20 protein-coding genes and 3 pseudogenes are annotated in these 25,283 nt (G+C 63.0%); 8 read left to right on the top strand and 15 right to left on the bottom strand.

Annotated features, from left to right (window positions below):
* Positions 1-50: 50 nt before the first annotated feature.
* From RE429_RS21750 to RE429_RS21685, 14 genes are all read right to left on the bottom strand, one after another.
* Positions 51-1,343 carry a cytochrome c oxidase assembly protein gene (locus RE429_RS21750; RefSeq protein WP_414475424.1) on the bottom strand — a complete coding sequence of 431 codons (1,293 nt, stop codon included), beginning with the start codon at positions 1,341-1,343 and terminating at the stop codon, positions 51-53.
* Complete coding sequence (locus RE429_RS21745) at positions 1,331-1,783, bottom strand: hypothetical protein (RefSeq protein WP_414475423.1); 453 nt, start codon at positions 1,781-1,783, stop codon at positions 1,331-1,333. The genes RE429_RS21750 and RE429_RS21745 overlap by 13 nt, the downstream gene beginning before the upstream one ends.
* A 3-nt stretch (positions 1,784-1,786) precedes the next feature.
* Positions 1,787-2,416 carry a cytochrome c oxidase subunit 3 gene (locus RE429_RS21740; RefSeq protein WP_414475422.1) on the bottom strand — a complete coding sequence of 210 codons (630 nt, stop codon included), beginning with the start codon at positions 2,414-2,416 and terminating at the stop codon, positions 1,787-1,789.
* On the bottom strand, positions 2,413-4,362 hold the full coding sequence (gene ctaD, locus RE429_RS21735; protein ID WP_414475421.1) for a cytochrome c oxidase subunit I: 1,950 nt from the start codon (positions 4,360-4,362) through the stop codon (positions 2,413-2,415). Before ctaD ends, RE429_RS21740 begins: the two co-directional genes overlap by 4 nt.
* An 11-nt stretch (positions 4,363-4,373) precedes the next feature.
* Positions 4,374-5,438, bottom strand: a complete 1,065-nt coding sequence (gene coxB, locus RE429_RS21730; RefSeq protein ID WP_414475420.1) for a cytochrome c oxidase subunit II — start codon at positions 5,436-5,438, stop codon at positions 4,374-4,376.
* Positions 5,410-6,186, bottom strand: coding sequence for a c-type cytochrome (locus RE429_RS21725; RefSeq protein ID WP_414475419.1), 777 nt, complete (start codon positions 6,184-6,186; stop codon positions 5,410-5,412). Before RE429_RS21725 ends, coxB begins: the two co-directional genes overlap by 29 nt.
* Positions 6,187-6,206: 20 nt before the next feature.
* Positions 6,207-8,171, bottom strand: a complete 1,965-nt coding sequence (locus tag RE429_RS21720; protein WP_414475418.1) for a PQQ-dependent dehydrogenase, methanol/ethanol family — start codon at positions 8,169-8,171, stop codon at positions 6,207-6,209.
* A 584-nt stretch (positions 8,172-8,755) separates the two neighbouring features.
* A complete protein-coding gene (locus tag RE429_RS21715; protein WP_414475417.1) occupies positions 8,756-9,685 on the bottom strand; it encodes an efflux RND transporter periplasmic adaptor subunit in 930 nt (309 codons plus the stop codon).
* Positions 9,686-9,698: 13 nt separating this feature from the next.
* Positions 9,699-9,899 carry a DUF1656 domain-containing protein gene (locus RE429_RS21710; protein ID WP_414475416.1) on the bottom strand — a complete coding sequence of 67 codons (201 nt, stop codon included), beginning with the start codon at positions 9,897-9,899 and terminating at the stop codon, positions 9,699-9,701.
* Positions 9,896-11,968 (bottom strand): FUSC family protein, encoded by a 2,073-nt coding sequence (locus RE429_RS21705; RefSeq protein WP_414475415.1) that lies wholly within the window; start codon positions 11,966-11,968, stop codon positions 9,896-9,898. The genes RE429_RS21710 and RE429_RS21705 overlap by 4 nt, the downstream gene beginning before the upstream one ends.
* Before the next feature lie 675 nt (positions 11,969-12,643).
* The gene (locus RE429_RS21700) at positions 12,644-13,414 is read right to left on the bottom strand and encodes an SDR family oxidoreductase (protein WP_414475879.1); all 771 of its coding nucleotides are present in this window, start codon (positions 13,412-13,414) and stop codon (positions 12,644-12,646) included.
* Between the two features lie 216 nt (positions 13,415-13,630).
* Positions 13,631-14,584 (bottom strand): PfkB family carbohydrate kinase, encoded by a 954-nt coding sequence (locus RE429_RS21695; RefSeq protein WP_414475414.1) that lies wholly within the window; start codon positions 14,582-14,584, stop codon positions 13,631-13,633.
* A gap of 43 nt (positions 14,585-14,627) precedes the next feature.
* Positions 14,628-15,302 carry a GntR family transcriptional regulator gene (locus tag RE429_RS21690; RefSeq protein WP_414475413.1) on the bottom strand — a complete coding sequence of 225 codons (675 nt, stop codon included), beginning with the start codon at positions 15,300-15,302 and terminating at the stop codon, positions 14,628-14,630.
* Positions 15,299-16,186, bottom strand: a complete 888-nt coding sequence (locus RE429_RS21685; RefSeq protein WP_414475412.1) for a dihydrodipicolinate synthase family protein — start codon at positions 16,184-16,186, stop codon at positions 15,299-15,301. The genes RE429_RS21690 and RE429_RS21685 overlap by 4 nt, the downstream gene beginning before the upstream one ends.
* Positions 16,187-16,297: 111 nt before the next feature.
* Between RE429_RS21685 and RE429_RS21680 the strand changes: the two are divergent.
* The 3 genes and pseudogenes from RE429_RS21680 (at position 16,298) to RE429_RS21670 (ending at position 19,427) form a co-directional block, all read left to right on the top strand.
* Positions 16,298-17,624: pseudogene (locus RE429_RS21680) on the top strand (ABC transporter substrate-binding protein).
* Between the two features lie 43 nt (positions 17,625-17,667).
* Positions 17,668-18,606, top strand: a complete 939-nt coding sequence (locus RE429_RS21675; protein ID WP_414475411.1) for a carbohydrate ABC transporter permease — start codon at positions 17,668-17,670, stop codon at positions 18,604-18,606.
* Complete coding sequence (locus tag RE429_RS21670; protein ID WP_414475410.1) at positions 18,603-19,427, top strand: carbohydrate ABC transporter permease; 825 nt, start codon at positions 18,603-18,605, stop codon at positions 19,425-19,427. Before RE429_RS21675 ends, RE429_RS21670 begins: the two co-directional genes overlap by 4 nt.
* Before the next feature lie 101 nt (positions 19,428-19,528).
* Here the strand turns inward: RE429_RS21670 and RE429_RS21665 are convergent, their stop codons facing one another.
* Positions 19,529-20,143: a hypothetical protein gene (locus tag RE429_RS21665; RefSeq protein ID WP_414475409.1), complete on the bottom strand. Its 615-nt coding sequence runs from the start codon at positions 20,141-20,143 to the stop codon at positions 19,529-19,531.
* A 178-nt stretch (positions 20,144-20,321) separates the two neighbouring features.
* Between RE429_RS21665 and RE429_RS21660 the strand changes: the two genes are divergently transcribed.
* The 5 genes and pseudogenes from RE429_RS21660 to istB all read left to right on the top strand — a co-directional run bounded on the left by RE429_RS21660 (position 20,322) and on the right by istB (position 25,243).
* Positions 20,322-20,579, top strand: a complete 258-nt coding sequence (locus tag RE429_RS21660; protein WP_414475408.1) for a hypothetical protein — start codon at positions 20,322-20,324, stop codon at positions 20,577-20,579.
* A gap of 340 nt (positions 20,580-20,919) precedes the next feature.
* Positions 20,920-21,138, top strand: a complete 219-nt coding sequence (locus RE429_RS21655) for a DUF4287 domain-containing protein (RefSeq protein ID WP_414475407.1) — start codon at positions 20,920-20,922, stop codon at positions 21,136-21,138.
* 165 nt (positions 21,139-21,303) lie between these two features.
* Positions 21,304-22,884: a DUF6531 domain-containing protein gene (locus RE429_RS21650; protein ID WP_414475406.1), complete on the top strand. Its 1,581-nt coding sequence runs from the start codon at positions 21,304-21,306 to the stop codon at positions 22,882-22,884.
* Between the two features lie 44 nt (positions 22,885-22,928).
* Positions 22,929-24,460, top strand: a pseudogene (istA, locus tag RE429_RS21645) (IS21 family transposase).
* Positions 24,457-25,243, top strand: a pseudogene (gene istB, locus RE429_RS21640) (IS21-like element helper ATPase IstB). The pseudogenes istA and istB overlap by 4 nt, the downstream one beginning before the upstream one ends.
* The last annotated feature ends 40 nt before the right edge of the window (positions 25,244-25,283 follow it).

Here is a 25,283-nt window from a genome sequence, read left to right as displayed (position 1 = left end):
CGCCAGAGCTTATGCTCCAGATAGATGGTCGCTCTTCAGCGTCCAGGTCACTATCGAAGCGTATAAAGATAGGCGGCGATATCCCGTGCCTGCTGATCCTGCAAACCCATGTTCGGCATGGCATTGCCCGGCACGACGGCCTGCGGATCGCGCAGCCACGTGACCATGTTGTCCGGCGTGTTGCGCAGCAAGCCCGCGACATAGATACGCCGCCCCATCTGGGTGAGTGGCGGGCCCACGAGGCCGTTCGCGCCGGTGATGCCCGGGATGGTGTGGCAGGAGCCGCAACCGGTCTGAGCGATCACGACGGCGCCGCGGCCAGGATCACCATCGAAGCTCGCCGGTACGGGCGTGACGTTGCTTGGCGATTGCACGCCCGTCACCTCTTCGCATCCAGTGACGACGAGGAGCAGAACCACGGTCGAGCTCATGGCGGCGTATTTCTGCAAACTCGCGGCTGCGTATCTTTCGGAAGTGCGCAGCCACAGCACGAACAGGATCATGATGGCCGCCATGTAGACGAAGCCGGCCGGGATCCACATGATCAGCCCGGCAAGATGCTGATCCTCCAGGAGCGTCAATCCCCAGCGTGTCGCGCCCTCCGCATGGGCCGGATAGAAGGCACGCGAGGTCAGCACCATCAGGGCGCCGGGCAGGGCGCTCAGGATCGCCGCCGTCGCCACGAAGAGCAGCGTCGCGCCGAAATCGAGCCGTCGTCGCCCGGAGGGTTCGATCACCACCGACCAGAACGCGAATGCGCTTGTAAAGAAGCAAAGATGCTCCACGATGTGAACGGGCTCGTGCGCCAGCGCCCAGGCATAGGGCCGTGGCAGATGCCAGAAGGCGAACAATCCGCAGAAGGCCAGCCAGACTGACAATGGGGCGGTCAGAACTTTGAAGAAGCCCCCTAATCCACTTCCTGCCCAGAGCCGCCCGAGCGCCTTGCGTGTGCCGCGCGGAAGGGCCCAGAGGAAGACGATCAGCGGTCGCGCCCAGACGAAGAGCGGCGCGGCCACCAGCATCAGCACGAGATGCTGCACCATGTGGCCGGAGAAAAGCTCGGCTCCCAATGCATCGAGCGGCGACAGCAAGGCAACGACGAGCGAGGCAATACCACCCGTAAAGGTAGCGATTTCGACGCGTCCGACGATGCTCCGTCCGCCTCTGCGTGCCCGCGTGCGCCACAGGCCGACGCCATAGAGCATCATTGCGACAATGAGCGAAACGATCACCCAGGCCTCGGTATTCCAGTGCAGATCGCCCGCTTCGCCCGCGTGCGCCGCAGCGGAGTTCACGGCCGCGAGAGTCCACAGAACGACGGCCGAATGCCTCAGCTTCCACATAGCGGCACCGCAAAGACGGCGATCGTGTCGAACACGATCGCAATGGCGAACCATATGCCGGACCAGATGCCCCAGACCGCGAGAAACCGCGTTCGCCCCTCGCCGGCCTCGAGCAACCGCGTGTGACCTCCGGAGGCCTCCTGGCTGATGCGACTCCAGTTCCGATAGGAGATCGCGGTCCCGATGCAGGCGACAGCCAGGGCGGCGATATTGATCGCCACGAGGGCAGGCATGATCCAGCCCCACCCAGGGACGACCCGTGCGTAAAGGTAATCACGCGGGAAGCAGGCATGGCTTGCCAGACCGTAACTGACGAGAAGCTGAAGACTCCATGCTGCCGGAGCAGCAAGCAGACCTGCCCAGACCAGGCCCATGCTGACGCTCCTGCCATGGGGGGCCGGATGCTGGATGCCGTAGCTTCTCATAATGGTCTCAGGCATGATTCATCCCAGATAAGGCGTGATGTAGAGGCTGAAGAACACCGTCAGCCACACCACATCGACGAAGTGCCAATAGATCGCCCCGATCGAGACCGGCGCATTGCGCTCGGAATCGAAGTAGCGCATGAGCGACCAGACAAGCAGCATCAGCAGGATGACGAGCCCGGCAACCACATGCGCCATGTGGAATCCGGTGATCGTAAAATAGAGCGATCCATAGGCGCTGGACGCGTAGGTGAACGGTTTGTCCTTCCACTCGAAGAGTTGGATCACCACGAACACGCAGCCGAGGATGAAGCCCCCGAGAAGGCCGAGCACGAGTTGCCCCCAGGAGCCACGCTTGGCACCGCGCTCAGCCCACCACACGACGAGGCTGCTGACGATCAGAATGATGGTGTTGGGAAGAGACAGGCGGAATTTCGGCGGGTCGCCCGGCAGCCATTCGCGCCCGTACTGCACGGCGAAGTAATAATAGCTGAACAGCAGATATGAGAACAGCGATCCCTCGGTCAGAATGATAGTGAGCATACCCCACCATCCCGAGGCCTTGCGGCCGATGCTGCCGACCGGCAGCGGAGGGGGGCGCACGGCAGCGCCGGAGGGCGGAGCACGCGTCATGGAAATATCGCTCATCGATCCCACCTCGCCGACTGGCCGAGTTTCGGCTCGGGCCACAGCCATACGAGCAGGCCCATGAACATCAGCCATGCACAGATGCCCGAGAACACCCACCAGTGCAGAAGGAGGCCGGCGAAACCTGCGGTCATCGCGATGGCGACGACGAGAGGGCTGTAGGAATCCTCGGGCATTTTCAGGATTGCGTCGGGCTCGGCATCGAGCGCCGTCGTGGCGAGCATCTCCTTGCCGTCGTCGAGGACGAGGCCTCGATGAACCGAGGAATGCCCCATGCCCTCCCTGAGCCTGTCTTCCCATAGCGGATGGCGGCTCGCGACAGCCGGAATGACGGCGAAATTGTAGGGCGGCGGCGGCGACGGGGTGACCCATTCAAGGGTTGGGCCGTCCCAGGGATTGGGACCCGCGACAGCACCGTTCCGCACGCTCACGAAGATGTTGATCAGGACCAGCAGGATGCCCAGAGCCAGGACGAAGGCGCCGATGGACGTTATCAGGTTCACCGTGTTCCAGCCCATGCCGTCCTGATAGGTATAGATGCGCCGCGGCATTCCCGCGAGGCCCGTCCAATGCATCGGCAGGAACGCCACGTTGAAGCCGCACAGGATGATCCAGAAGCTCCATTTGCCGAGCCGCTCGTTCAGCATGCGCCCGGTCATCTTTGGAAACCAGACGAAGAGCCCGCCGATCACCGGAAACAGATTGATGCCGATGAGCACGTAATGAATGTGCGCCACCACGAAATAGGTATCGGTGAGCTGGCGATCCGCTGCGACTGAAGCCGTCATGACGCCGGATACGCCGCCGATGACGAACATGGAGATAAAGCCCGCAAAAAACAGGAACGCCGTGGTGATGACCGGGCGCCCGGTCCAGATGGTGGCTACCCAGGCGAAGACCGCGACCGCGCTCGGGATCGTGATCACGAAGGAGGCGCCGCTGAAAAAGGACAGCGCGATGAAGGGAATGCCGGTTGCGAACATATGATGCAGCCAAACGCCGAAGCCCATCACCATGGTGGCGATCGTGCCGAGTACGACCACCGTGTAGCCGACGAGCGGACGGCGGCAGAAGATCGGCAGCGCGTCCGACACGATGCCCATGGCCGGCAGCACGATGATGTAGACCCACGGATGCGCGAAGATCCAGAACAGGTGCTGCCACAGCAGCGGCTGGCCTCGCGCGGTCGTGTCGAAGAAATGCGTGCCGAACTGCCGGTCGGCCCAGAGCATGAAGCAGGCGAGCGTCACGGCCGGCATCGATAGAAGGATGCCCACCGATGTGGTCGTCGTGCCCCAGGTCAGGATCGGGAGGCGATTGATCGACATGCCCGGTGCACGGGTCCGCAGCACAGTGACCAGAAAGTTGATGGCGCCCGCCGTTGTCGAGATGCCGAGCAGGATCATGCCGAGGGCGTAGAAATCCATGTTGGGCCCGGGATTGTAGGGCTTGAGCGAGTACGGCGCATAGTTGAACCAACCATCGTTCGGTGCTGCCGCCACGAGGAAGCTCGCGTACATGAACAGACCCGCGGCAAGATAGGCCCAGTAGGAAAATGCGTTGAGCCTGGGGAAGGCGAGATCGCGGGTGCCGAGGAGCAGCGGGAACAGATAGGCGCTGAAGCCGGTCAGAACCGGCTGCGCATAGAGAAAGATCATCGTGATGCCATGCATCGAGAAGACCTGGTTGTACTGCTCCGGCGTCAGTATGCTCAGGTTCGGCCGTGCGAGCTGAACGCGCATGATGAGCGCCTCGATGCCGCCCAGGATCAGGAAAGCGAAGGCGGTGGCGATGTAACGGATGCCGAGTTCCTTGTGGTCAACGGTCGAGAGCCAGCCTCCGATGCCGGGCTTCGTCTCCCAAATCCTGTCCAGCTCGGAAGCGACTGGCGAGGCGTAATCCGCCCTCTCGAGGGTAGGAGCCCGTTCATATGTTCCGGCGGCCACGAGAGCTCTCCTCACTTCTGCGCTTCAAGGAAGGTGCGGATGCTCGCCAGTTCCGGTCCCGACAGATCAAGGTTCGGCATCAGGTTTCCGGGCTTCACGGTCTGCGGGTCGGCGATCCAGCCGGACAAGTAAGCCGGATTGTTCGGCAGTGTTCCGGCCGCGACCGACTTGCGGCTCATGAGATGGGACAGGTTCGGACCGAGCCGCCCGCCGGCCTGCGTGCCGCGAATGCTGTGGCAGGCGCCGCAGCGCATGACGAACTGCGTTGCACCCTCGGCGACCTGCGGCTGATCGGCCGGAAGAGCGGCTGGCCGGAGCTGACGGTCCCACCAGGCCTGGAAATCGGCCGGTTGGTCCGCCACGACCACCAGGCCCATATGCGCGTGTTGCTGCCCGCAATATTCGGAGCATTGCCCTCGATAGATCCCCGGGCTGTCCGCCTCGAGCCAGTTCGAGTTGATCTGGTTCGGGACGAGGTCGATCTTGTCGCCGAGCGCCGGAATCCAGAACGAGTGAATGACGTCGACGGTCGAGACCCGAAATTCCACCGGCTGGCCGACCGGAATGTGAATCTCGTTGGCGGTCTCGAAGATCCGTGACGTGTCCTGGCTCATGTAGCGCACCTCCCACCACCATTGGTGTCCCCTCACCTCGATCGTCAGTTCAGGTGCTCGGGGAGGGCGGTCGATGGCCGCCATGGTGTAGCCGTTCCAGATCATCGAGCCGATGAGAGCGACGGTGGAAATGCCGACGCCGAGATAGATCCAAGACAGCCCGCTACCCGTTTCCTGCACGGGCTGGCGGTCGGGGCCCGTCGCGGGCCGACGCGAGCGGCGCAGCAACACGCCGATGAGGACAAGCAAGCTGACGATCACCACGACCACGATCGCCTGAATCAGAAGCGCCCAGGTGAGGATCTTGATCTGCTCGCCCTTGAACCCGCCGAAAGTGCGCAGATACGTCATCGGCACATCGGCCCGCGCGGTGCCGGGAAGGAGCAAAACGGGCGTGAGGATCGCGATCCACCAACCGTCGGCCCGGGGAGCTTCACTTCGTGCGGTTGGGCTTCTGGCCATGGCTGAACGCCTCGGTCTGATCCCAGGGGGTAGCCGTACTCACATATTCGGCCGGAACTTGCTCGGTCTGCGGCATTTGGCTGGAAACGGTTTGACCCCACTGCCGGGAAGGCTCCCGGCTGATGCTCCGGACATAGGCAACCAAATCCCAGATCGCGCTGCCGGGCAGCATGACGCCCCAGGTCGGCATGCCGCGCGGACGACCCTGGAAGATCGTGAGGAAGATCTGCGCCGGTTCCGAGCCATAGATGAAGGCGCTATTGCTGAGCGACGGCCCCATGCCGCCTGCGCCGTTGGGCGCATGGCATCCGACGCAGTTGAACGCCTGGAAGTATTGCATGCCACGCTGAGCCGCCTGAGGATCGTCGCCGACCGGGCTTTGGACGCCGGGCTCAAGTGGCACGTTGCCCGGGAAGAGGCGCGAGACCGGCGTGCCGAGGAGCTTCGCCGCACCGATCCCGCCCACATAGGGTTGCGGCGGCACACTCATGCCGAGTGTGCCTTGCGCCTCCGGCGGGGACGATGGCTGATCCGGTTTCGGGGCAGGGGCCTGCACCGGATTGGGCTCGCTCGGTCGTCCGACTGCCGAAGGCGGAGCCTGCGGCGGCGGAGGCGTCGGCTGCTGGGCCGAAACGCTGGCGGACCATGGAAGGAGCCCGACGGCACCCACCGAGAGCCCTCGTGCGATTCCTCTCATCGGTCCGGCGCCGCCCATCCGAGAGAGCCCTGCCTTCGATGAACCGGCCATCCCGACCTCCTTGAAGTCGATTACTGAGCGGGCCCGTTTGGGGGTGCGGGAGCCGTGGGAGTCGGAGCGGACGGAGCTGCCGGCGCAGGCGCTCCGGTGGGAGCTCCGCCTGGACCGCCTCCCTCGCCCTTCGGCGGCAACGCAAAGACCAGCAGGGAGTCGCCACCGACCGTGTAGGCCGGAAGATCCTGCATGGCGCCCACGAAGCCGAGCGCCCCGTTCCTCGCCCGGGCATCGATCTCGGCATTCGCCACCACGCCGGGCCATCCTCCGACGCCGGACATGATGGCGACGTATTGCGTGCCGTCATGGCCCATATAGGTGACGGGCTGGCCGATGAGGCCCGAGCCGGCGCGGAATTGCCAGAGGACCTTGCCGCTCTTGGCGTCCACGGCCTTGAACCAGCGGTCCATGGTTCCGTAGAAGGCGATGTCGCCCGCGGTCACGAGCGCACCGCTCCAGACCGGGAAGCTTTCGGTGATAGCCCAGACTTTGGCCTTCTTGACCGGATCCCAGGCCATGAACTCACCGCGATGGCCACCCGGACCCGCATACATGTCGACGGTCGCGCCGACATAGGGCGTGCCCGTAATGTAGCCGACTTCTCCCGTTTTGAAGGTCGCGCAGAGATGCTGATGCGGCACATACAGAAGCTTCGTGCGCGGCGACCACGCGCTCGGCTGCCAGTCCTTCGCGCCGGGCGGCGCCGGGCAGACATCCTCGACGACCTTTCCGAGAGTCGGCTCCTTGTCGTGGTTCGGCTCAAGGCGTCCGGTCTTCGGATCGAAGCCCTTGTAGACCGTGACTGTTTCGTAAGGATCGGCCGAGATGACCTCTCCGTTCGTCCTGTCCAGCACGAACATGTAGCCGGTCCGGCCGGGGTGGATCAGCGTCTTACGCATCCGACCGTCGATCTCGAGGTCGACCAGAATGGCTTCGTTGACGCTATCATGGTCCCAGAGATCGTGAGGGGCCGTCTGATAGGCCCATTTCGCGGCGCCCGTATCGACATCGCGTGCGAACACGGTCGCGGCCCAGAGATTGTCACCGGGCCGCTGATTGGAATTCCAAGGCCCCGGGTTTCCGGTGCCATAATAGACCAGATTGAGCTCGGGATCGTAGGACAGCCATCCCCAGGCGGTCGCGCCGCCCGTCTTCCAGGCGTCGGTCGGCCAGGTCTTCACGCCGAGATCCTTGCCCTTCATCCAGTCGTAATGCGGCTGGAAGTCGGGGCCGATCAGCACGTCCGAATCCGGCCCTGTTCCGTAAGCTCGCCACACGATCTTGCCGGTGTTCTCGTCGAGTGCCGTCACCCAGCCGCGCACGCCCATCTCGCCGCCGCTGTTGCCGACCAGAACCTTTCCCTTGGCGACCAGCGGTGCCATCGTGACCGTCTCGCCGAGATTGATATCCCCGAGCGTGGCGACCCACAATTCCTTCCCGGTCCCGGCGTCGAGGGCGACCGTGTGCAGATCGAGAGTGTTGAGGAAGATCTTGCCGTTGTCGTAGGCGAGGCCGCGGCTGACTACGTCGCAGCAGGCGACTCCCTGCGCCGCCAGGTTGGGCTTCGGGGCATACCACCACTTCAGTTCGCCCGTCGTGGCATCGAGCGCGAAGACACGGTTCGGATGGGGGCCTGCATAGGGGGCGACCACATACATCATGCCGTTCACGACAAGTGGCGCGGCCTCTTGACCGCGGGCGGCGCCGACCGAGAAGGTCCAGGCGAGCCTCAGCTGCCCGACATTGTCGGGATTGATCTGGTCAAGATTACTGAACCGGTGAGCGGCATAGGACTTCATCGCCATCGGCCATTGCCGGTCATCCTGGGATAGGGACTGGAGATCGGCTGAAGCTCCCGCGGCATCGGGCTGAGATTGCGCGAGGGACGATCCCGAAGGAAGAGCGGTTCCAACGAAAATGAGAAGCAGGGCTCCCCAGATATTTGCAAGGCGGTGCCGGATCGGACGCGGGGGCATGGACATGGGCGCGACCTCGAAGAACTGATCTGGAGCGACGCCTAGAGCATCGAACGCAAAAGCAGGAACCGGGTTTGCGTGAAACGATGCTCGAACACAGAGACTGACGGCACCGGATGTGGGTTCGATGTCACGCCCGATGCTGTAAAGGTGCAGGGCCAGCCACCGGGATGGCTCGAACTCACACCATTGTTCCCGACGGCAATCCTGCTGATCTCCTCCGGCCCAATCCGCACACTGCTACGTTGTTCCTCGGCCCGTCGGACAATCCTTGTCCGCCGGCGTACCGACTTTATTGACCGAGATCCTTGTCGGGGGATTGACGCCGCGGCGGCCGCCCGGGGCGGATCCGGCACGAGGTTGGTTCGCAAAGCTTGGGCGAATGGGGCCGATCCCCTTGCAAAATCGGCCGTTCAGGGCGCTCCCGGTCGAAGCCCTGGAGGCCCTGCGTCCCGCGCCGGACCGCGTGACGCAGAACGAACGGCCGCTCCTTCATCGATCGGGCCTACCAATGAGGTACGCCTCCTTCGTCGTGGGGCTTCGTCGCTACGACAAAACCGTTGCTGCCGAGTCCCCGTGGAAACAACCGTTCAGCGCTGCTGCCACAACCACGAAATGGCGCTGAGAACGCCTCTGTTCCGGGCTTGTGGCGGAGCCGCAGGATGCACGATCACGGTCGCGGTCATTCCCGCGCTCAACCGCACGTCCTCCGGTACCCGATCAAGAGCGATCCGGACTGGAACGCGCTGCGCCAAGCGCACCCAGCTGAAGGTTGGATTGACGTTGGCAATGAGGCCGTCGGAGGTCTGCGTCGTCTCCCGATCCGCGATAGCCCGTGCGATGCTGTCCACATGGCCCTCGACCTCATCCGGAAATCCCATGAGGCGAACCGTCGCTCGATCACCCTCGCGCAGGTTGCGGAGCTTGGTCTCCTCGAAATATCCCGCCACGTAGAATGAATCGCTGTCGACGATGGCAAGCAATGCCCGTCCCGCAGTTGCATAGTCGCCCGGATCGACTTGCAGATTGGTCACGAAGCCGTTGACGGGAGAGCGAAGCTGCGTGCGATCCAAGTTGAGCTGGGCGGTGTTGAGCGCAGCCAGGGCCTGATTGTAGGCAGCCTCGGCTGTCGCGACCGCCGTCTCTGCCTGCTCTCGCGCCTCGGCCGTAATGGCGGCCGTCGACAGGCGTGTGCGCCGCTCGAGTTCGCGGCGGCGCTGCTCCAGTTCCTGCTCGCGCCCCTGCGCATTGGCCTCCGCCTGGGAGAGAGCAAAGCGGTAGGGTTGCGGATCGATGGTGAGGAGGACATCGCCCTTCTTCACCGGTTGATTATCCTTGACGCGGACCTCGGAGACCATTCCCGAGACGTCCGGAGCCATTTCCACGATATTGGCTCGGACGCGTCCGTCTCGGGTCCAAGGTGTTTCGACATAGCTCTGCCAGGCGAACCACCCTGCCGCCGCCGCCGTGGCGACGACCAGTGCTGTAACGACGACTCGGACGGTTGGAGAGACTTTCACGGGCCGGGAGATCCTAACGGAAGACGACGGTAACGCAGAACGACAGGATGAGGATATAGAGCGCGGTGTTGAACAGTGCGGGGTGCCACACGAGGCGATAGGCGCCCGACCAAGCAAGACACTTGCGCAGTACCAGCCAGATCAGCGCGGCCGCCGCGGCATAGCCGAACATGGGTGGTAGAAAGACGCCGAAAAGATCGATTTCCTTGATCATGCCGGCACCTCCTGACGGATAATGTCGGGAACCGGCGAAGAACGAACTTGGCCGAAGAGATCTGCATGCTGATGGAGCGCACTGCTGATGGCGACGAGCGCCGTCAGAAGGTCTTCGACACGCGATACAGGATGCGCGAGGAGGATCGCGGCCGCATCGTCGATTGCGTGCAGGGGCCTGCTGACGGTCGCCCCCATCCGTAAGTCCCGGAAGTGCCGCGCGAGTTCGGTCAGAACCCTCGCGATGGCTGTTGCGGCCTCTCGAGGAATGTCACGACTCGCTTCCTTCAGCAGGATGAGGTTGAAGCCGACCCGCAGGGCCGCCAAGGCGCTGCGCATGAGGGCCTGCTGGTCCGGTTGCGCCGCATCGAGGCGGAAGAACAGTGCATTGATCCGGTCGAACATTCGGCTTGCGAAACGATTGCGGCTCACCATGGTTTCGGGGCCGGCCAGACGTTCCAAGTCTCTCAAGATGCCACGCCGGATCCGCCGGACCGTCCACTCCACGCCGAGCGGGCGCAGCAGCCTGAACATCAGGATTCCCGCACCGATACCTGCGAGAAGCGCAAGGCTTGAATTGGCGAAGCTTGCGAAATCTGGCTGGCTGCGGACATTCGTGAGCCCGAGAAATGCCACTAGGTTGAGGCCGAGCGGCGTTACCTTCAGGCCGATGCGCGGTAGGCCGAGCAGGATGCCGAAGGGCAGATAGAACGGCAGGAAGGCGAACACGAGCGAGACAAAGCCGTCGATCGACGGCAGAACGGCGAACAGATAAATTGCTGCGAAGATCGCCGAAAAGACCGTCATGCGCAGGAAATTCGCCGCTGCAGGGACCGGATCGTCCAGCGCTCCGAGAATGCTGCAGATCACGCCGCTGAAGATCACCGCCGAACTTCCCTGCTGCCAGCCGGAAGAAACCCATAAGGCGGACGTTGCCAGGACCGCGGTGGTGGAGACGGACCCGGCCATCAACGCGAAGGTGATGTCCCGGTAGCGAGCCGGTGAAGGTGCCGCTTCGGACAGGGACATGGCATTTCCTAAAAGCAGAGCTTCGCGAAGATCGAGAATTCGCCGCCAGGTCCTGACCAGATCGCCGATCCGCAGGAGGATGTTGCGGACCGGAATGGACCTGTGGTCATGCACCATGTCGTCGAAGGTCGGCAGGCGGCTCATGGCCTCCTGCCGCAGCCCTTCGGCCCCGGTCTCAAGACCGGGATTGTGCCTGAGCGGATCGCCTGGGACAGGCAGAAGGCTCGCTGTCCGTATCAGGATGTCCTGGAGGGATGCGTGCTTGTCGGGATCAAGCCCACGCAGCAACGCCAGTCGGTCGTTGATAGAGACCAGGATGGCCAGGAGTGACAGCAATTCCCCTTGTAGATTCCGGACCACATTGCCGGCTGCTTTAACGGAAGGCGTGTCGAAGGTTGCAAAGACCCTCAATGCGTCGAGAGAGATTGCGTCGGCGATCAATTTTCGCTGATCTGCAAGCGCCTTCTCCTCCCGGCTTTTGCCGTGCAGCACGTCTCTCGTCCAATCCGCCGCGTCCTCAAGGGTGGCATTGACCGATTCCGTCAACGCTTCGCCGGCCGTCCGTGGAAAGATCACCTGACTGACCAGGGTGGCGCAGCCGATGCCGAGGAGGATCTCGATGCAGCGACCGACCGCGTAGTCGAAGGCGGTTTCGGGGGCGAGGGCCGCTGGAATGCCCACGATGGCGGCGGTATATCCCGACAGCATGGCGCCATAGGCAGCTGGCGCGTCTCGTAGAAGCACCGAGGTGAAGGTGCAGGCGCCGATCCAAAGGGCGAGCGACACCAGGAACATCGGCGCGCTTTGTGCGAAAGCGCCTACGAGAATGAGCGCCACGGCGGCGCCCATGACCGTGCCGAGGGCACGGAACAGGGACTTCGCCGCTACCATTCCGGCAATGGGCTGGGAGACGACGAAAACCGTCAGCATGGCCCAGGTGGGTTGCGTCAGGTCGAGCGCGAAGGCGATATAGAGGGCCAGCACGGCCGCGCCGAAGGTCTTGACGGAGAATAGAACATCTCGCCAGCCTGGCTGTACCATGGAACCTGCCTCTCGAAGTATATCTGTGGCCCGGCCAGATTTCGGACACGGCCTCCACAGGCCTCCCTGACCAAGTTATGTATGCTGCCATTAACACCGTATTGCGGGCGGCAGTTAATCCGAAGTCCGATGGCGGATTCATCCTCAGGCTCGGCAATATTGTCAGGTCTTCACGCAGTTGGCAGCTGAGCGTCGGCCGTCAATTGGAAAATATCGATGATCCCGCCTTCGTGAGGTCCCTGAATGCCTCGATGGCTGAATAGATTATACGCGTGGCGTCCAATGGCGCTTAGCAGGAGCGCGCTCGTGCTAAGCCGTAAGCGGGGCGGAAGTGCTGGGTGAATAACAGCGGATCGTTCCAAGATCCCTGGATTGAGAGGGCCCCGCTGATCAGCCGGCCGCTCCTCGATGAAGCGGCAGAGGTCCGGCAGCACCCAACTGGAGGGCTCTCCCCTCTCCGGATCAGGGCTGCGCAGGATCCGGGCGATCAAGGCCGTCTCCATCCTGCCAAACTGGATGGAATCGCGATCTTGCCAGAGAGAAAAGCTCGCCCGGAGTCACTTCAACCTCGCGGCGGCATCTTTCATGCATCATCCGGCGCCATTGCAGGAGCGCGGTCCGGCTGGAGGATTGGGCGCGACACCAAACCGATGCTGGGGCCGCGCCTGCCGAGCGCTATGTTCGGGTTATGGAAACACCCCCGTCGACGACAAAGGCACTCCCTGTGACGAAGCTCGAAGCGTCGGATGCGAGGAATAGCACTGCCCTCGCGATTTCCGCTGGCGTCGCAAGGCGCTTGAGAGCGTGAAGACCCTCGACAAATGTGCGGAGTTCTTGGGAAGCTCCCGGAGCATTGACGACATTCGACGGCGTATCGGTCCCGCCGGGCAAGATGGCGTTCACGCGAATGTTCCTGCTCCCGAATTCGGTCGCGAGAACCTGGGTCAATCCCATCAAACCCGCTTTGCTGGCAGCGTAGGATGCCATCCCGGGCATTCCAGCCGAATAGCCCACGAAGGTCGACGTAAAGATCAGTGAACCGCCGCCCCGGTCCACCATTGCGGGCACCTGATACTTGGCTCCGAGGAATGCGCTCGTCAGGTTGGTCTCGAGCGTATCGCGCCATCCATCGACCGATAGGCCAGAAATTGCTCCGGTCTCACCCACCGCGCCAGCATTGTTGAAGGCGATGTCAAGGCCGCCGAAGCGCTCGACGGCGGTTTTGACGAGGGCCTCGGCCAGTGCTTCGTCTCTCACATCGCCTGCAACGGCAATGGAGATCCCTCCGACGTCCTTGATCTCTGCTACCAGCGTCTCCAGTTCCTTGGAGCGACGTGCCGATACGACGACATTTGCGCCTTCCTGCGCGAATAGTTTGGCCGTTGCATATCCGATGCCGGAGCTGGCCCCGGTCACGATGGCGGTCTTGTTGATGAGCGTAGTCACTGATGGGAATCCTTCTTTGAGTCGAATGCTCATGACGGATTTCCCAGATCGCTTCGTGATCGGCGACCCGTTTCCTGCGCCCGATTTCTGCGATGCGCTACGGCGTCCGATGCTCCCTTCTAGATGAGCGCATCGTTTGAGCGGACCCGAACGGCCGCGTCAGCGAAAACCGGGTCCACTTTTCGCTCGTGCGGCCCGCTGGGTCCGCACAATGCGCTAGAACCATCCCTCGTCTCGGATCGTGTCCTCGGGGACACGCCATTGAACCCATTTCTGCAGTTCCGAGCGGCTTGGAGCTCCAAGACGGCCGCCGAAACGCTCGCATTTCATGGCGGCTGCGGCATTGGCCATACGAACGGATGCGGACAAACCCCACTCATTCACGAGGCCGTAGACATATGTCCCGTGCCAGACATCGCCTGCTCCAAGCGTGTCGACAGCCTGAATGGAGAACCCGGGGAACTCCTGGATGGTGCCGGGGCGATCACCGCGCTGTCGCATCAGCGCGCCTTGGGCTCCGAGCGTGACCCCGACAACATCGGCACCGATGTGTTCTGCGACCTCCAGCAGTGCCCGGTTGGGCGTGGTGCTGCTCGTCAGGGACAGCAGGGCGGGCTCTGAAAACAGCACATGGTCTCCCAAGGCGATGAGTTCGCGCAGCGACGCGGGCGGCGCTATGTCGGCATCGACGACGGTCGGTACTCCGCAACGGCGCGCCTCCGCCAGAACGGCCTTTGCGCCCTCGACCCACCGCATGTCGACGAGCACGGCGCTGGCCCGGGCAATCTCGTGGAGCGGAAGCCAACTGGCGTCCTTGTCGAGCGATGGATCGGTATAGGGTACGACCAACCTTTCTCCTGCTTGATCGACCAGGATCGTCGAATAGGCCGTCTGGGCTCCCGAAATGCGGCGAATCCGATCAATCCGCACGTTCTCCCGGGACAGCTCTCGAAGGAAGCTGTCACCGGTCGGGTCATCGCCGATTCGGGCCCAGAGTTCGACCGCTCCACCGAGCCGGGCAATGGTCGCGGCAGCGGCCGTTGCCATGCCGGCTGCGACCTGAACGGCCGCTTCAGGCAGAACCTTCGTGCCGGAACTGGGAATTCTGTCGATCTTGAAAATCGTGTCCCAGAATGCGCATCCAAGACAGATGATGGGCTTTGGCTGCATCAAAAGAGCCTGTTCCGTAGTTCGTATCGGGGGAGAGTTCTTTTTATTCCAGACGCAGTGCGCGCGCCCGTGCGTGCATGATGTGAGCGGTCACAGCTGCGGTGGCCGCAACGGCGTCGCGAGTCTTCAGAGCCGCGATGATGGCAAGGTGTTCATGCATGACGGGCAGCACGAGGCTCTCGTCCATCCTGGTTTCGTTCTGACGGATCAGACGAACCTTGATCCAGTTCACGCGATAGGCCTTCGAGACGATGTCATTGTTCAGGTTGTCGATGATTGTTTCGTGAAACTCACGATCGACCTGCTGGGCGGCCGCGATGACGTCGTCCGTCACGCCTTGCTCCGCGGCCGTGACGATCGTCCGGTGGGCAGCTTCGATCTCCTCGATCTTGGCATCGCTCGCGCTGTGACAGAAGGATGCGACGGCCTCGCGCTCCAGGATAAGCCTGAACTGAAATGCGTTGCGGATCAGATTGATATCGAGAGGGAGAATTTGCAGCCCTCGCTGCGGCACGGTGACGATGAGGCCCTCGGCCTCCAGACGGGGGACCAACTCTCGCACCGCCCCCAGAGGCTGGCCCGTGAGAGCAACGAGCTCGCGTTGGCTGATGAATTGCCCTGGCTTGATATCGCTTTGCAGCAAATGCTGAGTGAATGCATCGTAAGCACGCTCCCGCAATTTGATCTCCGAGCGATGCTTCGTGCGGGACGCCATCATGAAGAGACCTTCGACTCCGATGCGAACGGAGCGAGCAAAGCGATGGCGCGAGCGGCCACGTTCTCGTCGAGCGTCGACAGGGGAGGTTTGGCGACGGCCCAGGCGCGGTCTTGGCGGATATGGGCGACAAGAGACTTGACCATGGGAACGACAGGATGGCTTGCGATTTCGTCGACCAGCGCCACGACACGGGGGTCGTCGCGTCCGCTCTCCGCCAAGGCAACGATGGCCTCGGGCACGATATTCGCCACGCCGCAGATGGACCCTGCGCCCCCAGCCGCACAGGCGCGGCCAAGATAGCGCTCGTCGCCCACGAGAATGTCGAGGTCCGGAAAGGCCTCGATGAGCGCGAGCGTCGCCTGCGCATCCCCCGCACTATCCTTGACGCCTCGAACGGCGCCGGAAAAATCCTGCGCGAGACGAAAGATGACGGGATGGGACAGCGGGACACCGGTCATGCCGGGAATGTGGTAGAGGATGATATCCCGAAGCTGGTGTCCGACAGCCCGGAAGACGGCCGTGAACCAGGCGAGAACCGCTTCGTCAGGCGCTGGCCGGAAATAGAATGGAGGAGCCAGCAGGACCGCATGGACGCCACGGCTCAGGGCTTGTCTCGTGCTGTCCGCCGCCTCCTCGACCGAACAGGCGATCACCCCTTCGACGAGCCGGGCGGCCGGGATCCCCAGCGCGATCAGTTCTGTGGCAACACGGTCGCGTTCGCCTGCCTCGACCGATGGGCCTTCTCCGGTGGTGCCGAACAATGTTGCAGAGCGGCAGCCGCGGCGCAGGCAATCATCGGCATGGCGGGCCAAGCGCCGAACGTCCACGCGTTCCGCTGCAAAAGGTGTGACGAGAGCGGTGCTGATGCCAAAGCGAAGGGACAAGGGAGTCTCCGGAAAACGCCGTGTTGACACTAACATGTTACATGGTGCTTAATTCAATGCAAGTAAGAGAAGCCCGTTTGAAGCATGGGCAATTCAGGGAGGAAGCGGATCATGGCCGAACAAGGCTCTTTTACCCGTCGCATGTTCCTGGCGAGCACCGCCGCAGCTGCCGCATACGGCCTAGGCCCGATGCCGGCCTTCGCGAATGTGAACTGGAAGAAATACTCCGGGACGAAGATCGGAGTGAATCTCATCAAGAGCCCGCGGCGATCTGCTGCAAAAATATGAGAAGGAGTTCACCGATCTCACGGGGATCGAGGTCTCTTCCGAGCAGGCCCCGGAACAACAGCAGCGCCAGAAGGCCGTGATCGAGCTGAATTCGGGAAGCCCGAGCTTCGACGTCATTCACCTGAGCTATCATGTCCAGAAGCGCCAGTTCGAGAAGGCCGGCTGGCTCGCGGATCTCGGCCCGCTCATGAAGAACCCGGATCTGACGGAAGCCAGCCTGACGGAAAGCGACTTCTCGCAAGCGGGCATGCTCTATGCCAAAAATCCGCAGGTGCAGATGCTGTCGCTGCCGTTCTCGGTCGATTACTGGATGATCTACTGGAACAAGGAACTCTTCGCGAATAAAGGCCTCTCCTATCCTCAAACGTTCGACGAGATGGTGAAGGCGGCCGAGGCCCTGACCGATCCCAAGGCGGGGATCTACGGTTTCGTCGCGCGCGGCCTGAAGAACGCAAACGTGCCTGTCTGGACGAGCTTTCTTCTCGGCTATGGCGTCGACCCTGTCGACGCGAGCGGCAACCTCAAGACGGATACGCCGGAGGCGATCGAGGCTGCCAAACTCTATCAGCATCTCCTCACGAAATGCGCCCCTCCCGGCGTCGCCGGCTTCAATTGGTCGGAATGCCAATCCGCCTTCCTGCAAGGGAAGATCGGCATGTGGCTCGATGGAGTCGGCTTTGCTCCCCCGCTCGAAGATCCGGAAAAGTCGCGGGTTGTCGGCAAGGTGGGCTATGGTGTCATGCCACGCGGCCCGAAGGCACAGGCGTCCGCGACCTTCGGCGACGGCATCGGCGTGACCGCTGCCAGCAAGAACAAGGAGGCGGCTTATCTCTATTGTCAGTGGGCGATCTCGAAGCAGATGGGCGCACGCCTTCTTCAGGCCGGCGGCGGTGTTCCCTTCCGCCAATCGATTCTGAACGATCCGGACACCCGCAAAGGCGTCAAGATGCCGCCGGCCTGGATCGATGCCGTGGTGGAATCCGGCAAGATCAGCAAGCTCGGGCTTCCCGTGGTCCAGCCCGTCACCGAGTTTCGCGACATCATGGGGATTGGGCTGACCAACCTGCTGGGTGGAGCTGATCCGGCCGCTGAGATGAAGAAAGCGACGGAGCAGTTCAAGCCGGTGCTCGAACGGAGCGAGAAGGCCTGACGTTCTCCTGCGTCAATGCAGAGTGATGGCGCGGAGGATCCCCATGAGCACCCTCGCTGAAAGACCGGTGACACTCGTTGCGGAGGTGGCGCCCCCCAGGGGCGCCCCATCGCAAAAAGTCTACTGGCCATTCGTGATCCCCGCGCTTCTCACCGTTGGCTCCGTGATCGTATTCCCATGGGCGTTCACGGTCTGGATGAGCCTGCATGAGTGGAATGTGGGCGGAACTCGGCAATTTACCGGCTTGGCCAATTATGCCCGCCTTGCAACCGACGAGCGTTTCATCACGTCGATCGGGCATACGCTTTTCTATACGATCCTGGCCGTCGTGCTCCCCCTGATCTTTGGGACCCTCGCGGCCCTGATCTTCAACACGCGTCTTCCCTTCAGAGGGGTTCTGCGTGGGCTGTTCGTCATGCCCATGATGGCAACGCCCGTTGCCATCGCGCTGGTGTGGACGATGATGTTCCATCCGCAGCTCGGCGTGCTGAACTACCTTCTGTCCCTCGTGGGGATCGGACCACAGGGCTGGGTCTTCAATTCGGCGACAGTCATTCCATCGCTCGTTCTCGTAGAGACATGGCAATGGACGCCGCTCGTGATGCTGATCGTGCTGGGGGGCCTGGCCGCCATTCCGCTCGAGCCTTATGAGAGCGCCGCCATCGACGGCGCCAACGCTCTTCAGCGTTTTCGCTATATCACCCTGCCCATGATCGCGCCTTTTCTCATGGTGGCCGTGATCATTCGAACCATCGACGCCCTGAAAAGCTTCGACATCATCTATGCCATCACGCAGGGCGGACCGGGCACCGCCTCCGAAACGATCAATCTTTATCTCTACAGCGTGGCATTCGCCTATTACGATGTGGGCTACGGATCGGCCATTGCCGTCGTGTTCTTTGCTCTTGTGATCGCGTTGTCCTTGCTGATGCTCCACCTTCGCCAGAGAACGAAGTGGACCGACGTACAAGGTGGCGCATGACGCTGCGAAAGATATCGAACGTCCTGGGCCTCTGGTTCGTTGCGCTCGTCCTCGTGTCGCCGGCCGTCCTGTTCTTTCTCTGGATGATTTCGCTCTCGCTCAAATTCGAGGTCGACAACGCGGCCTATCCGCCGATCTTCATTCCCGAGCGGTTCGCCTGGAAGAATTATATCGGTGTTTTCGAGTCCAATCGCTTCGGTCTGTTCTTCGTCAACAGCCTGATCGTGACGGGCTGTGCGACAGCTCTGGCGCTTCTCATCGGCGTTCCGGCCGGCTACGGCATCGCACGCATGCGGGCCACCAAGGCTGCCGTCGTCGTTCTGATCGCCCGGATGACACCGGGCCTCTCCTATCTGATTCCGTTGTTTCTGTTGTTTCAGTGGCTAGGTCTGATGGGAACCCTCATGCCCCAGATCATCGCGCACCTTGTGATCACCGTCCCGATCGTCATCTGGATCATGATCGGCTACTTCGAGACGACGCCGATCGAGCTTGAAGAGGCGGCCGTCATCGACGGCGCAAACCGATGGGAGGTCTTTCGTCATGTCGCCCTGCCCATCGCCAAGCCGGGAATCACGGTCGCGTTCATTCTGGCCGTCATATTTTCGTGGAATAATTTCGTCTTCGGCGTCGTGCTCGCTGGGCGGGATACACGCACCCTGCCGGTTGCCGTCTACAACATGCTGTCCTTCGAGCAGGTAAGCTGGGGACCGTTAGCGGCGGCAGCGTTGATCGTCACTCTTCCGGTGCTGGTTCTCACGGTTGCTGCGCAACGGCAGATCATAGCCGGACTGACGGCCGGTGCTGTCAAGGGCGGTTAGAGTATCGAATGCAGAACCGGTCCCCACCTTCGCTTTCGATGCTCTCATCGAATTGAACGGATCGCTCCTGAGCAGGAGATCAGGGTTAGGAGCCGACTGCGTCAACGCTTGCGTGCTCCCTTGTCGCTGCCCGAGCGCTTCACGCTTCCGGTTGTGTCGATCTCTTTTGCATTGTCCGCCAGCTTGCCGCGCGCGCTGACGGCATCCGTACTCCACGCCAGGTTCTCCCCGGGATGCAGATTGGACACGAGCTTGCGGGTCTCGCGCGAAAGTGCCTTCCCGGCATGGGCGACGGGCGTGAAGTCCGAAACCTTGTGCCGGGATCCCGCCCGGCCGGTGAATACCCGTAGGCCGTCAGGGAACATCACCATGTCGCCCGGCCGCAATGTGCTGTCCGCGAGAAGGGCAGGGAATGGATTGTCCATATCGCCTGGATGCCGCGCCTGGATGGGTGCCTTGACCTCCAGAACCTCGACAGGGGCGGGCTTGGGCCGCGCTGAGCCCCTCCGAGGCTGACCGGCAAAGGTGTCCGGCTGAAGCTCCACCGGCGGCGGCGAAGGAGCCGCCGGCACGGGTTGAGTGAAGCCTCGCAGGAAATCGAAGAGACCTTGTGCCCGTGCCGGGACGATGCCGATCGCGAGAGGCACGACCAGAGACACCATCATGACGCCCAAGGGGCCTTTAGGTCCGACACGCTTTGTTGCAAATTTTGCCATTGTTCGCCTCCCGCCGATGAGGGAAGCAACGTGGCCAAGCTTTTCCTGTTCCTGAACTTGGAGCCCGCCGCAAAAATAAACTCATGTTAACGATTCTCGCCCGGTCGGCGGGAACGCCATCGGGCCTCCTTGGTTGACTTGCCACCTCCTGCGAGGAGAAGACAGGGAGCGCTCACCGATGAGGCACGACACCGACGACTGGCCGGAAGGCTTTCTCATCGCGGTTCCTCATGCTTGGCGGGATGATGGTCTCTGGCATGACATGCAGGCACAAACGCAGGAGCGCATCGGAATGAAACTGCGCGAGCTTTATGTCGATTTGCTTCAGCAGCCTCTCTCACCCGCACTGACCGGCCTGGTTCAGGACATTGAGAGACACCGGGACGCATCCGCTGTTCGCGGTTCAGGACATGCTGCGCGACGATCATGGTGCTGATCTGACCAGGATCTTGACCCAGGCAAGGCGAGGACCCTGTCGAAGCGTGTACCATGGGCGGGATGCTCGAGAGCAGAGACTTCCAGCATCGGATGGGGGTTCGATTCCACGTCCGATACTGTCGGTGGCCGGGCGCGAAATTTTGACCCGTTCCCGATTTTCGCCGGTTGCCTCTCTGATACGCGGCGACCTTGCCCGACGTACCGCAATCCCGGTTACTGGAGCTTCCGCAACCCTTACCCGTCTATGCCAACCCGACATGCGCGGGGCGCTATTCTCGGAGCGGCTGAGAGGCTATAGCTGAACAGCAGAACGACCAGTCAATCAGGACGCCGCTCGAATGACGCAAGAACAGCAACTCAAAGGTCCCGCTTCCTATTTCCCGTCCATCGAGAAGAATTATGGCCAGCCGATCAGCCACTGGATGACAATCCTCGATGGCATGAAGGGAAAGAAGCATATGGAAATGGTTGCTGCACTCAAGGCAGAACACAAGATGGGACACGGGCATGCCAATGCTCTTGTGGCCTGTCACCGGGCGCAAAGCGAAAAGGCCTGACTGGAACGGATTTATACTCGCGCACGGAATTGACTTCGGGGTCGCGCGGACCGAACCGTCATCCACAGTCCTCCCGGCTGCGGTTCCGCTGGGTGAACTTGACTATAAACAACATAACGTTGCTTCCTTCGAAGGGTCCACGCGCCTCAGGAGAAGCACCCCGCCATGCCGCGTTCCCTGCTCCGCCTTCTGCCCGCCCTGCCGCTGCTGATCGGGCTGGGCCTCGCGGCCGCGTCCGCCCAGACTCAAGGCGAAGGCGTGCTCGGGTGGCGGGTGGTCCCTCCTGATCTCATACCGGAATACTATGCGACCCCAATTGCGGCCTGCAGACGACAGCACGAGATCTACAATCCTGACGCGACGTTCTATGGATACAAGGATAGTCCGCAAACTTGGGCGACTAAAACCTGCGATTGGTGCCTCCTTAATGTTGGCGCGCAAGCTTGCTGGTTTGTACGACCTGGTCCGACTGATTTCATCTGTGCGTCCGGCTATTCGCGTGTCTATCCCGGCTCGTGCGTGAAGGCGGCGGATCCGCGGGAGGAGGTGCAAGCCTGCGAGGGCAGCGGCGGATCGGTCAACCCGGTCACGCCGCATCCGATCGCCATCCTGACCGGCGCCAAGCTGCTTTCGGCCACCGACTTCGCCGCCCCCGACGGCGATCTGCGGCTCGAGCGAACCTACCGCAGCCGCGGCGGCAGCGCCTTCGTCGACACCCCGCCGCTCGGCCTCGGGCTCGGCTGGCGCCTGGCGTTCCAGCACGAGCTGGCCATCGACCCGTCCTTCTCCGCCAGCCAGCGCGTCACCCTCAAGACCGCCGACGGCGCGTCCTACGACTTCCAGCGCCAGAGCGACGGCTCCCTGGCGCCGGTCTATGCCGGCGCCCGCAACGGCGCCCGCAACGCCGATTACCGGCTCGCCTTCGAGGGACCCTGGCCGGCCGATCTGTCCCAGGTCCGGCGCATGAAGACCCGCTGGCGCTTCATCGACCCGGACGGCGCCACCTGGATCCTGGAGAGTTTCGACCAGCCGGGGCTCAACGCCTTCTTCGAGGTGGCCCGGCCCGTGAGCCTGGCCCGCCGCGACGGCTACGGCCAGAGCTTCGCCTACGGGCCGCTCTCCGAGCTTGCCGGCCTCACCGACAGCTTCGGGCGGCAGATCGCCTTCACCTGGCACTACGCCACCACCGGCGGCCCGACGACGATCACCTATCCGGCGGCGCTGGCCTCGGCCACAGTGCCGGGCGGCAGCCGGATCGCCTATGCGTACGAGCCGCTCTCCCCCGCCGACGGCCCGGCCCGGCCCGAGCGGCTGGCGCGGGTGACGCAGACGGCTGCGGACGGCACGCTCCTGGAGCAGACCGCCTATCTGCACGAGGACGCGCGCTTTGCGTCCCAGGTGACCGGCATCGTGGACGCTCGTGGGGTGCGCACCCTGACCGTCGCCTATGACGGGCGCGGGCGGGCGGTGACGAGCGAGCTCGCCGACGGCGCCGAGCGGGTGAGCGTGGATTATGGCGAGGCCACCACGCCGCTGACCACCGATCTGTCCTACGACGATGCCGGTCGCCTCGTCGACCTGGGCCAGACCGACACGACGAGCCACAGCCTGCCTTATCCCACCGCCGGGCGGCGGCGGGTCTGGACCTATGCCTATGGCATCGGCAACCGGCTGACCGCCGTGGATGGCCCGTTGTACGACGCCAACTATGATGGCCGCCTGATGACGACAGAGATGGCCGGTTAGGTGTGAGATGCATCAATCTTTCCCGCGATTGCGGGAGAAGGTTGATGCCGGGCATGCACGTCACCGACCGCCAGGTCAGGCGCTATATGAGTTCACGCAAGGACGGATATTCTCAGGCCGCCGCGGCGGCACGGGCCGGCTTCAGCGAGCGCACCGGTCGGCGCATCGAAGCCGACCCGGTTCTTCCCAGCCAGCGCGAGGGCCGGCGCTACCGGACGCGTCCGGATCCGTTCGCCGAAGTCTGGCGCGACGAACTCGTGCCGATGCTGGAGGCCGCGCCCCAGATCCGGGCCACCACTTTGCTGGAAGAGTTGCAACGGCTGCATCCAGGGCGCTATGGCGACGGCCATCTGCGCTCGCTGCAGCGCCGGGTGGCCCATTGGCGCGCCACCGAGGGACCGGAGCGTGAGCTGATCTTCCGACAGGAGCATCCGCCCGGTCGGCAGGCCCTCTCGGATTTTACCAATGGCGCCAAGCTCGGCGTGACCATCGCCGGCCGACCCTTTCCCCATCTGCTCTATCATTTCTGGCTCGCCTATTCCGGCTGGCGCTTCATCAAAGCCATCTGCGGCGGCGAGAGCTTCACGGCTCTCACCGAAGGCCTGCAGGAGGCGCTCTGGCAGCTCGGCGGCGTCCCGCGCGAGCATCGCACCGACCGGCTCTCGGCCGCCTACCGCAATCTCATTGATCGCGAGGACGAGGCCAAGGCCTATGCCGCGTTCTGCAACCATTATGGTCTGCAGCCCACCCGCAACAATGCCGGCATCGCCCACGAGAACGGATCGGTCGAAGCCGCCCATGGCCATCTCAAGCTCGGGCTGCGCGAAGCTCTCGACTTGCGCGGCTCGAAAGACTTCTCGGACCTGGAGGCCTACCAGGCCTTTCTGCAGGACTTCGCCATGCGCAAGAACGCAGCCGTGCAGGCGGCGCTTGCCATCGAGCGCAAGGCGCTGGCTCCTCTGCCGCGCTTTCGCACCAGCGACTACTCGGTGGCGACGGTCACCGTCACACGCTCCGGCACGATCTCGGTGCGCAATGTCCTTTACACCGTGCCCTCGCGCCTCGTCGGCTGTCGGCTCAAGGTGCATATCTACGATGATCGTCTTGTCTGCCATCTCGGCCTGAGCCCGGTGCTGACCGTCCCCCGCCGCTACTTCAAACGCGGCGGTCCCGGTGTCCGCGTCGTCGATTACCGCCATCTGGTCCATGCTCTCGTGAAGAAGCCGCAGGCCTTCCGGCACTCGGTATTCCGGGAGGATCTGTTCCCGCAGACTGCCTTCCGACGGGCCTGGGAGGTGCTTGATGCCAGGCTCGATCCAAGACAGGCGTGCCGGGTCTATGTCGGCCTGCTGCATCTGGCCGCCACACGCACGCCTGCGAGGCCCAGCTGGCCGATCATCTCGCGAGCGTCCTCGCCGGCGGCGGGCTCCCGGATCTCGATCAGGCCCGGGCCCTCGTGGCCGGGCCGTTGAACGTCCAGGCGCCGGTGGTTCATGTGAGGGCGCCGGATCCGAGCGTCTATGACTGCCTGATCCCTGTCGATCCCATCGCCGCTTCAGAAGGGGCCGCACCATGACCCGATCCTCATCCGCCGCGCCGCCGGTCGACACGGCGAAGTTGCCGGTCCTGCTCACCACCTTGCGTCTGCCGACCATCTCGCGGCTCTGGCAGGAGATCGGTGCCCGGGCCGATGCGGAGGGCTGGGGATCGGCTCGCTTCCTGGCGGCCCTGTGCGAGCACGAGATCCATGAGCGACACAGTCGACGCATTGCCCGCCATCTCGCCGAGGCCGACCTGCCCCCCGGCAAGACCTTTGCGACCTTCGACTTCGCCGCGGTGCCGAGCCTGCGCAAGGCGCAGGTCCCTGGCTCTGGCGGACGGGGATGCCTGGCTCGATCAGGGCGCCAACATTTTGCTGTTCGGCCCCTCTGGGACCGGCAAGACGCACCTCGCCGCGGCGATCGGCACGGCCCTGATCGAGGCCGGCCAACGGGTGTTGTTCACGCGCACCACCGACCTGGTCCAGAAGCTGCAGGCCGCCCGGCGCGATCTGAGCCTGCCGGCGACCCTGGCCAAACTCGACCGCTTCGATTGCCTGATCCTCGATGACCTCGGCTACGTGCGTAAAGATCAGGCGGAAACGAGCGTCCTGTTCGAGCTGATCGCCGAGCGTTATGAACGACGCTCTCTGATCACAACCTGCAATCAGCCCTTCAGCACCTGGAATCAGATCTTCCCGGATCCCGCCATGACGGTCGCGGCGATCGACCGTTTGGTCCACCACGCCACCATTCTGGAACTCAACACCGAGAGCTACCGGCGCCGAACCGCGACGGAGGCCAAGAGCGCCGCTGTCTAATTGTCGTCGGACGCGTCCGGCTAGTTGACGCCGCCCCCGG

The organism is Microvirga sp. M2, assembly GCF_047497095.1.
In the GTDB taxonomy this organism is placed as follows: Bacteria; Pseudomonadota; Alphaproteobacteria; order Rhizobiales; family Beijerinckiaceae; genus Microvirga.
This window is presented reverse-complemented; position numbering and strand designations above follow the sequence as displayed.

Bases quoted from the DNA above. Each gene is read 5' to 3' on its own strand.
- RE429_RS21690 (WP_414475413.1), bottom strand. From the start codon at position 15,302: ATGATGGCGTCCCGCACGAAGCATCGCTCGGAGATCAAATTGCGGGAG.
- RE429_RS21720 (WP_414475418.1), bottom strand. From the start codon at position 8,171: ATGTCCATGCCCCCGCGTCCGATCCGGCACCGCCTTGCAAATATCTGG.
- RE429_RS21670 (WP_414475410.1), top strand. From the start codon at position 18,603: ATGACGCTGCGAAAGATATCGAACGTCCTGGGCCTCTGGTTCGTTGCG.
- RE429_RS21655 (WP_414475407.1), top strand. From the start codon at position 20,920: ATGACGCAAGAACAGCAACTCAAAGGTCCCGCTTCCTATTTCCCGTCC.
- RE429_RS21740 (WP_414475422.1), bottom strand. From the start codon at position 2,416: ATGAGCGATATTTCCATGACGCGTGCTCCGCCCTCCGGCGCTGCCGTG.
- RE429_RS21650 (WP_414475406.1), top strand. From the start codon at position 21,304: ATGCCGCGTTCCCTGCTCCGCCTTCTGCCCGCCCTGCCGCTGCTGATC.
- RE429_RS21725 (WP_414475419.1), bottom strand. From the start codon at position 6,186: ATGGCCGGTTCATCGAAGGCAGGGCTCTCTCGGATGGGCGGCGCCGGA.
- RE429_RS21745 (WP_414475423.1), bottom strand. From the start codon at position 1,783: ATGCCTGAGACCATTATGAGAAGCTACGGCATCCAGCATCCGGCCCCC.
- RE429_RS21695 (WP_414475414.1), bottom strand. From the start codon at position 14,584: ATGCAGCCAAAGCCCATCATCTGTCTTGGATGCGCATTCTGGGACACG.
- RE429_RS21710 (WP_414475416.1), bottom strand. From the start codon at position 9,899: ATGATCAAGGAAATCGATCTTTTCGGCGTCTTTCTACCACCCATGTTC.
- RE429_RS21675 (WP_414475411.1), top strand. From the start codon at position 17,668: ATGAGCACCCTCGCTGAAAGACCGGTGACACTCGTTGCGGAGGTGGCG.
- coxB (WP_414475420.1), bottom strand. From the start codon at position 5,438: ATGGCCAGAAGCCCAACCGCACGAAGTGAAGCTCCCCGGGCCGACGGT.
- RE429_RS21705 (WP_414475415.1), bottom strand. From the start codon at position 11,968: ATGGTACAGCCAGGCTGGCGAGATGTTCTATTCTCCGTCAAGACCTTC.
- RE429_RS21750 (WP_414475424.1), bottom strand. From the start codon at position 1,343: ATGTGGAAGCTGAGGCATTCGGCCGTCGTTCTGTGGACTCTCGCGGCC.
- RE429_RS21665 (WP_414475409.1), bottom strand. From the start codon at position 20,143: ATGGCAAAATTTGCAACAAAGCGTGTCGGACCTAAAGGCCCCTTGGGC.
- RE429_RS21660 (WP_414475408.1), top strand. From the start codon at position 20,322: ATGAGGCACGACACCGACGACTGGCCGGAAGGCTTTCTCATCGCGGTT.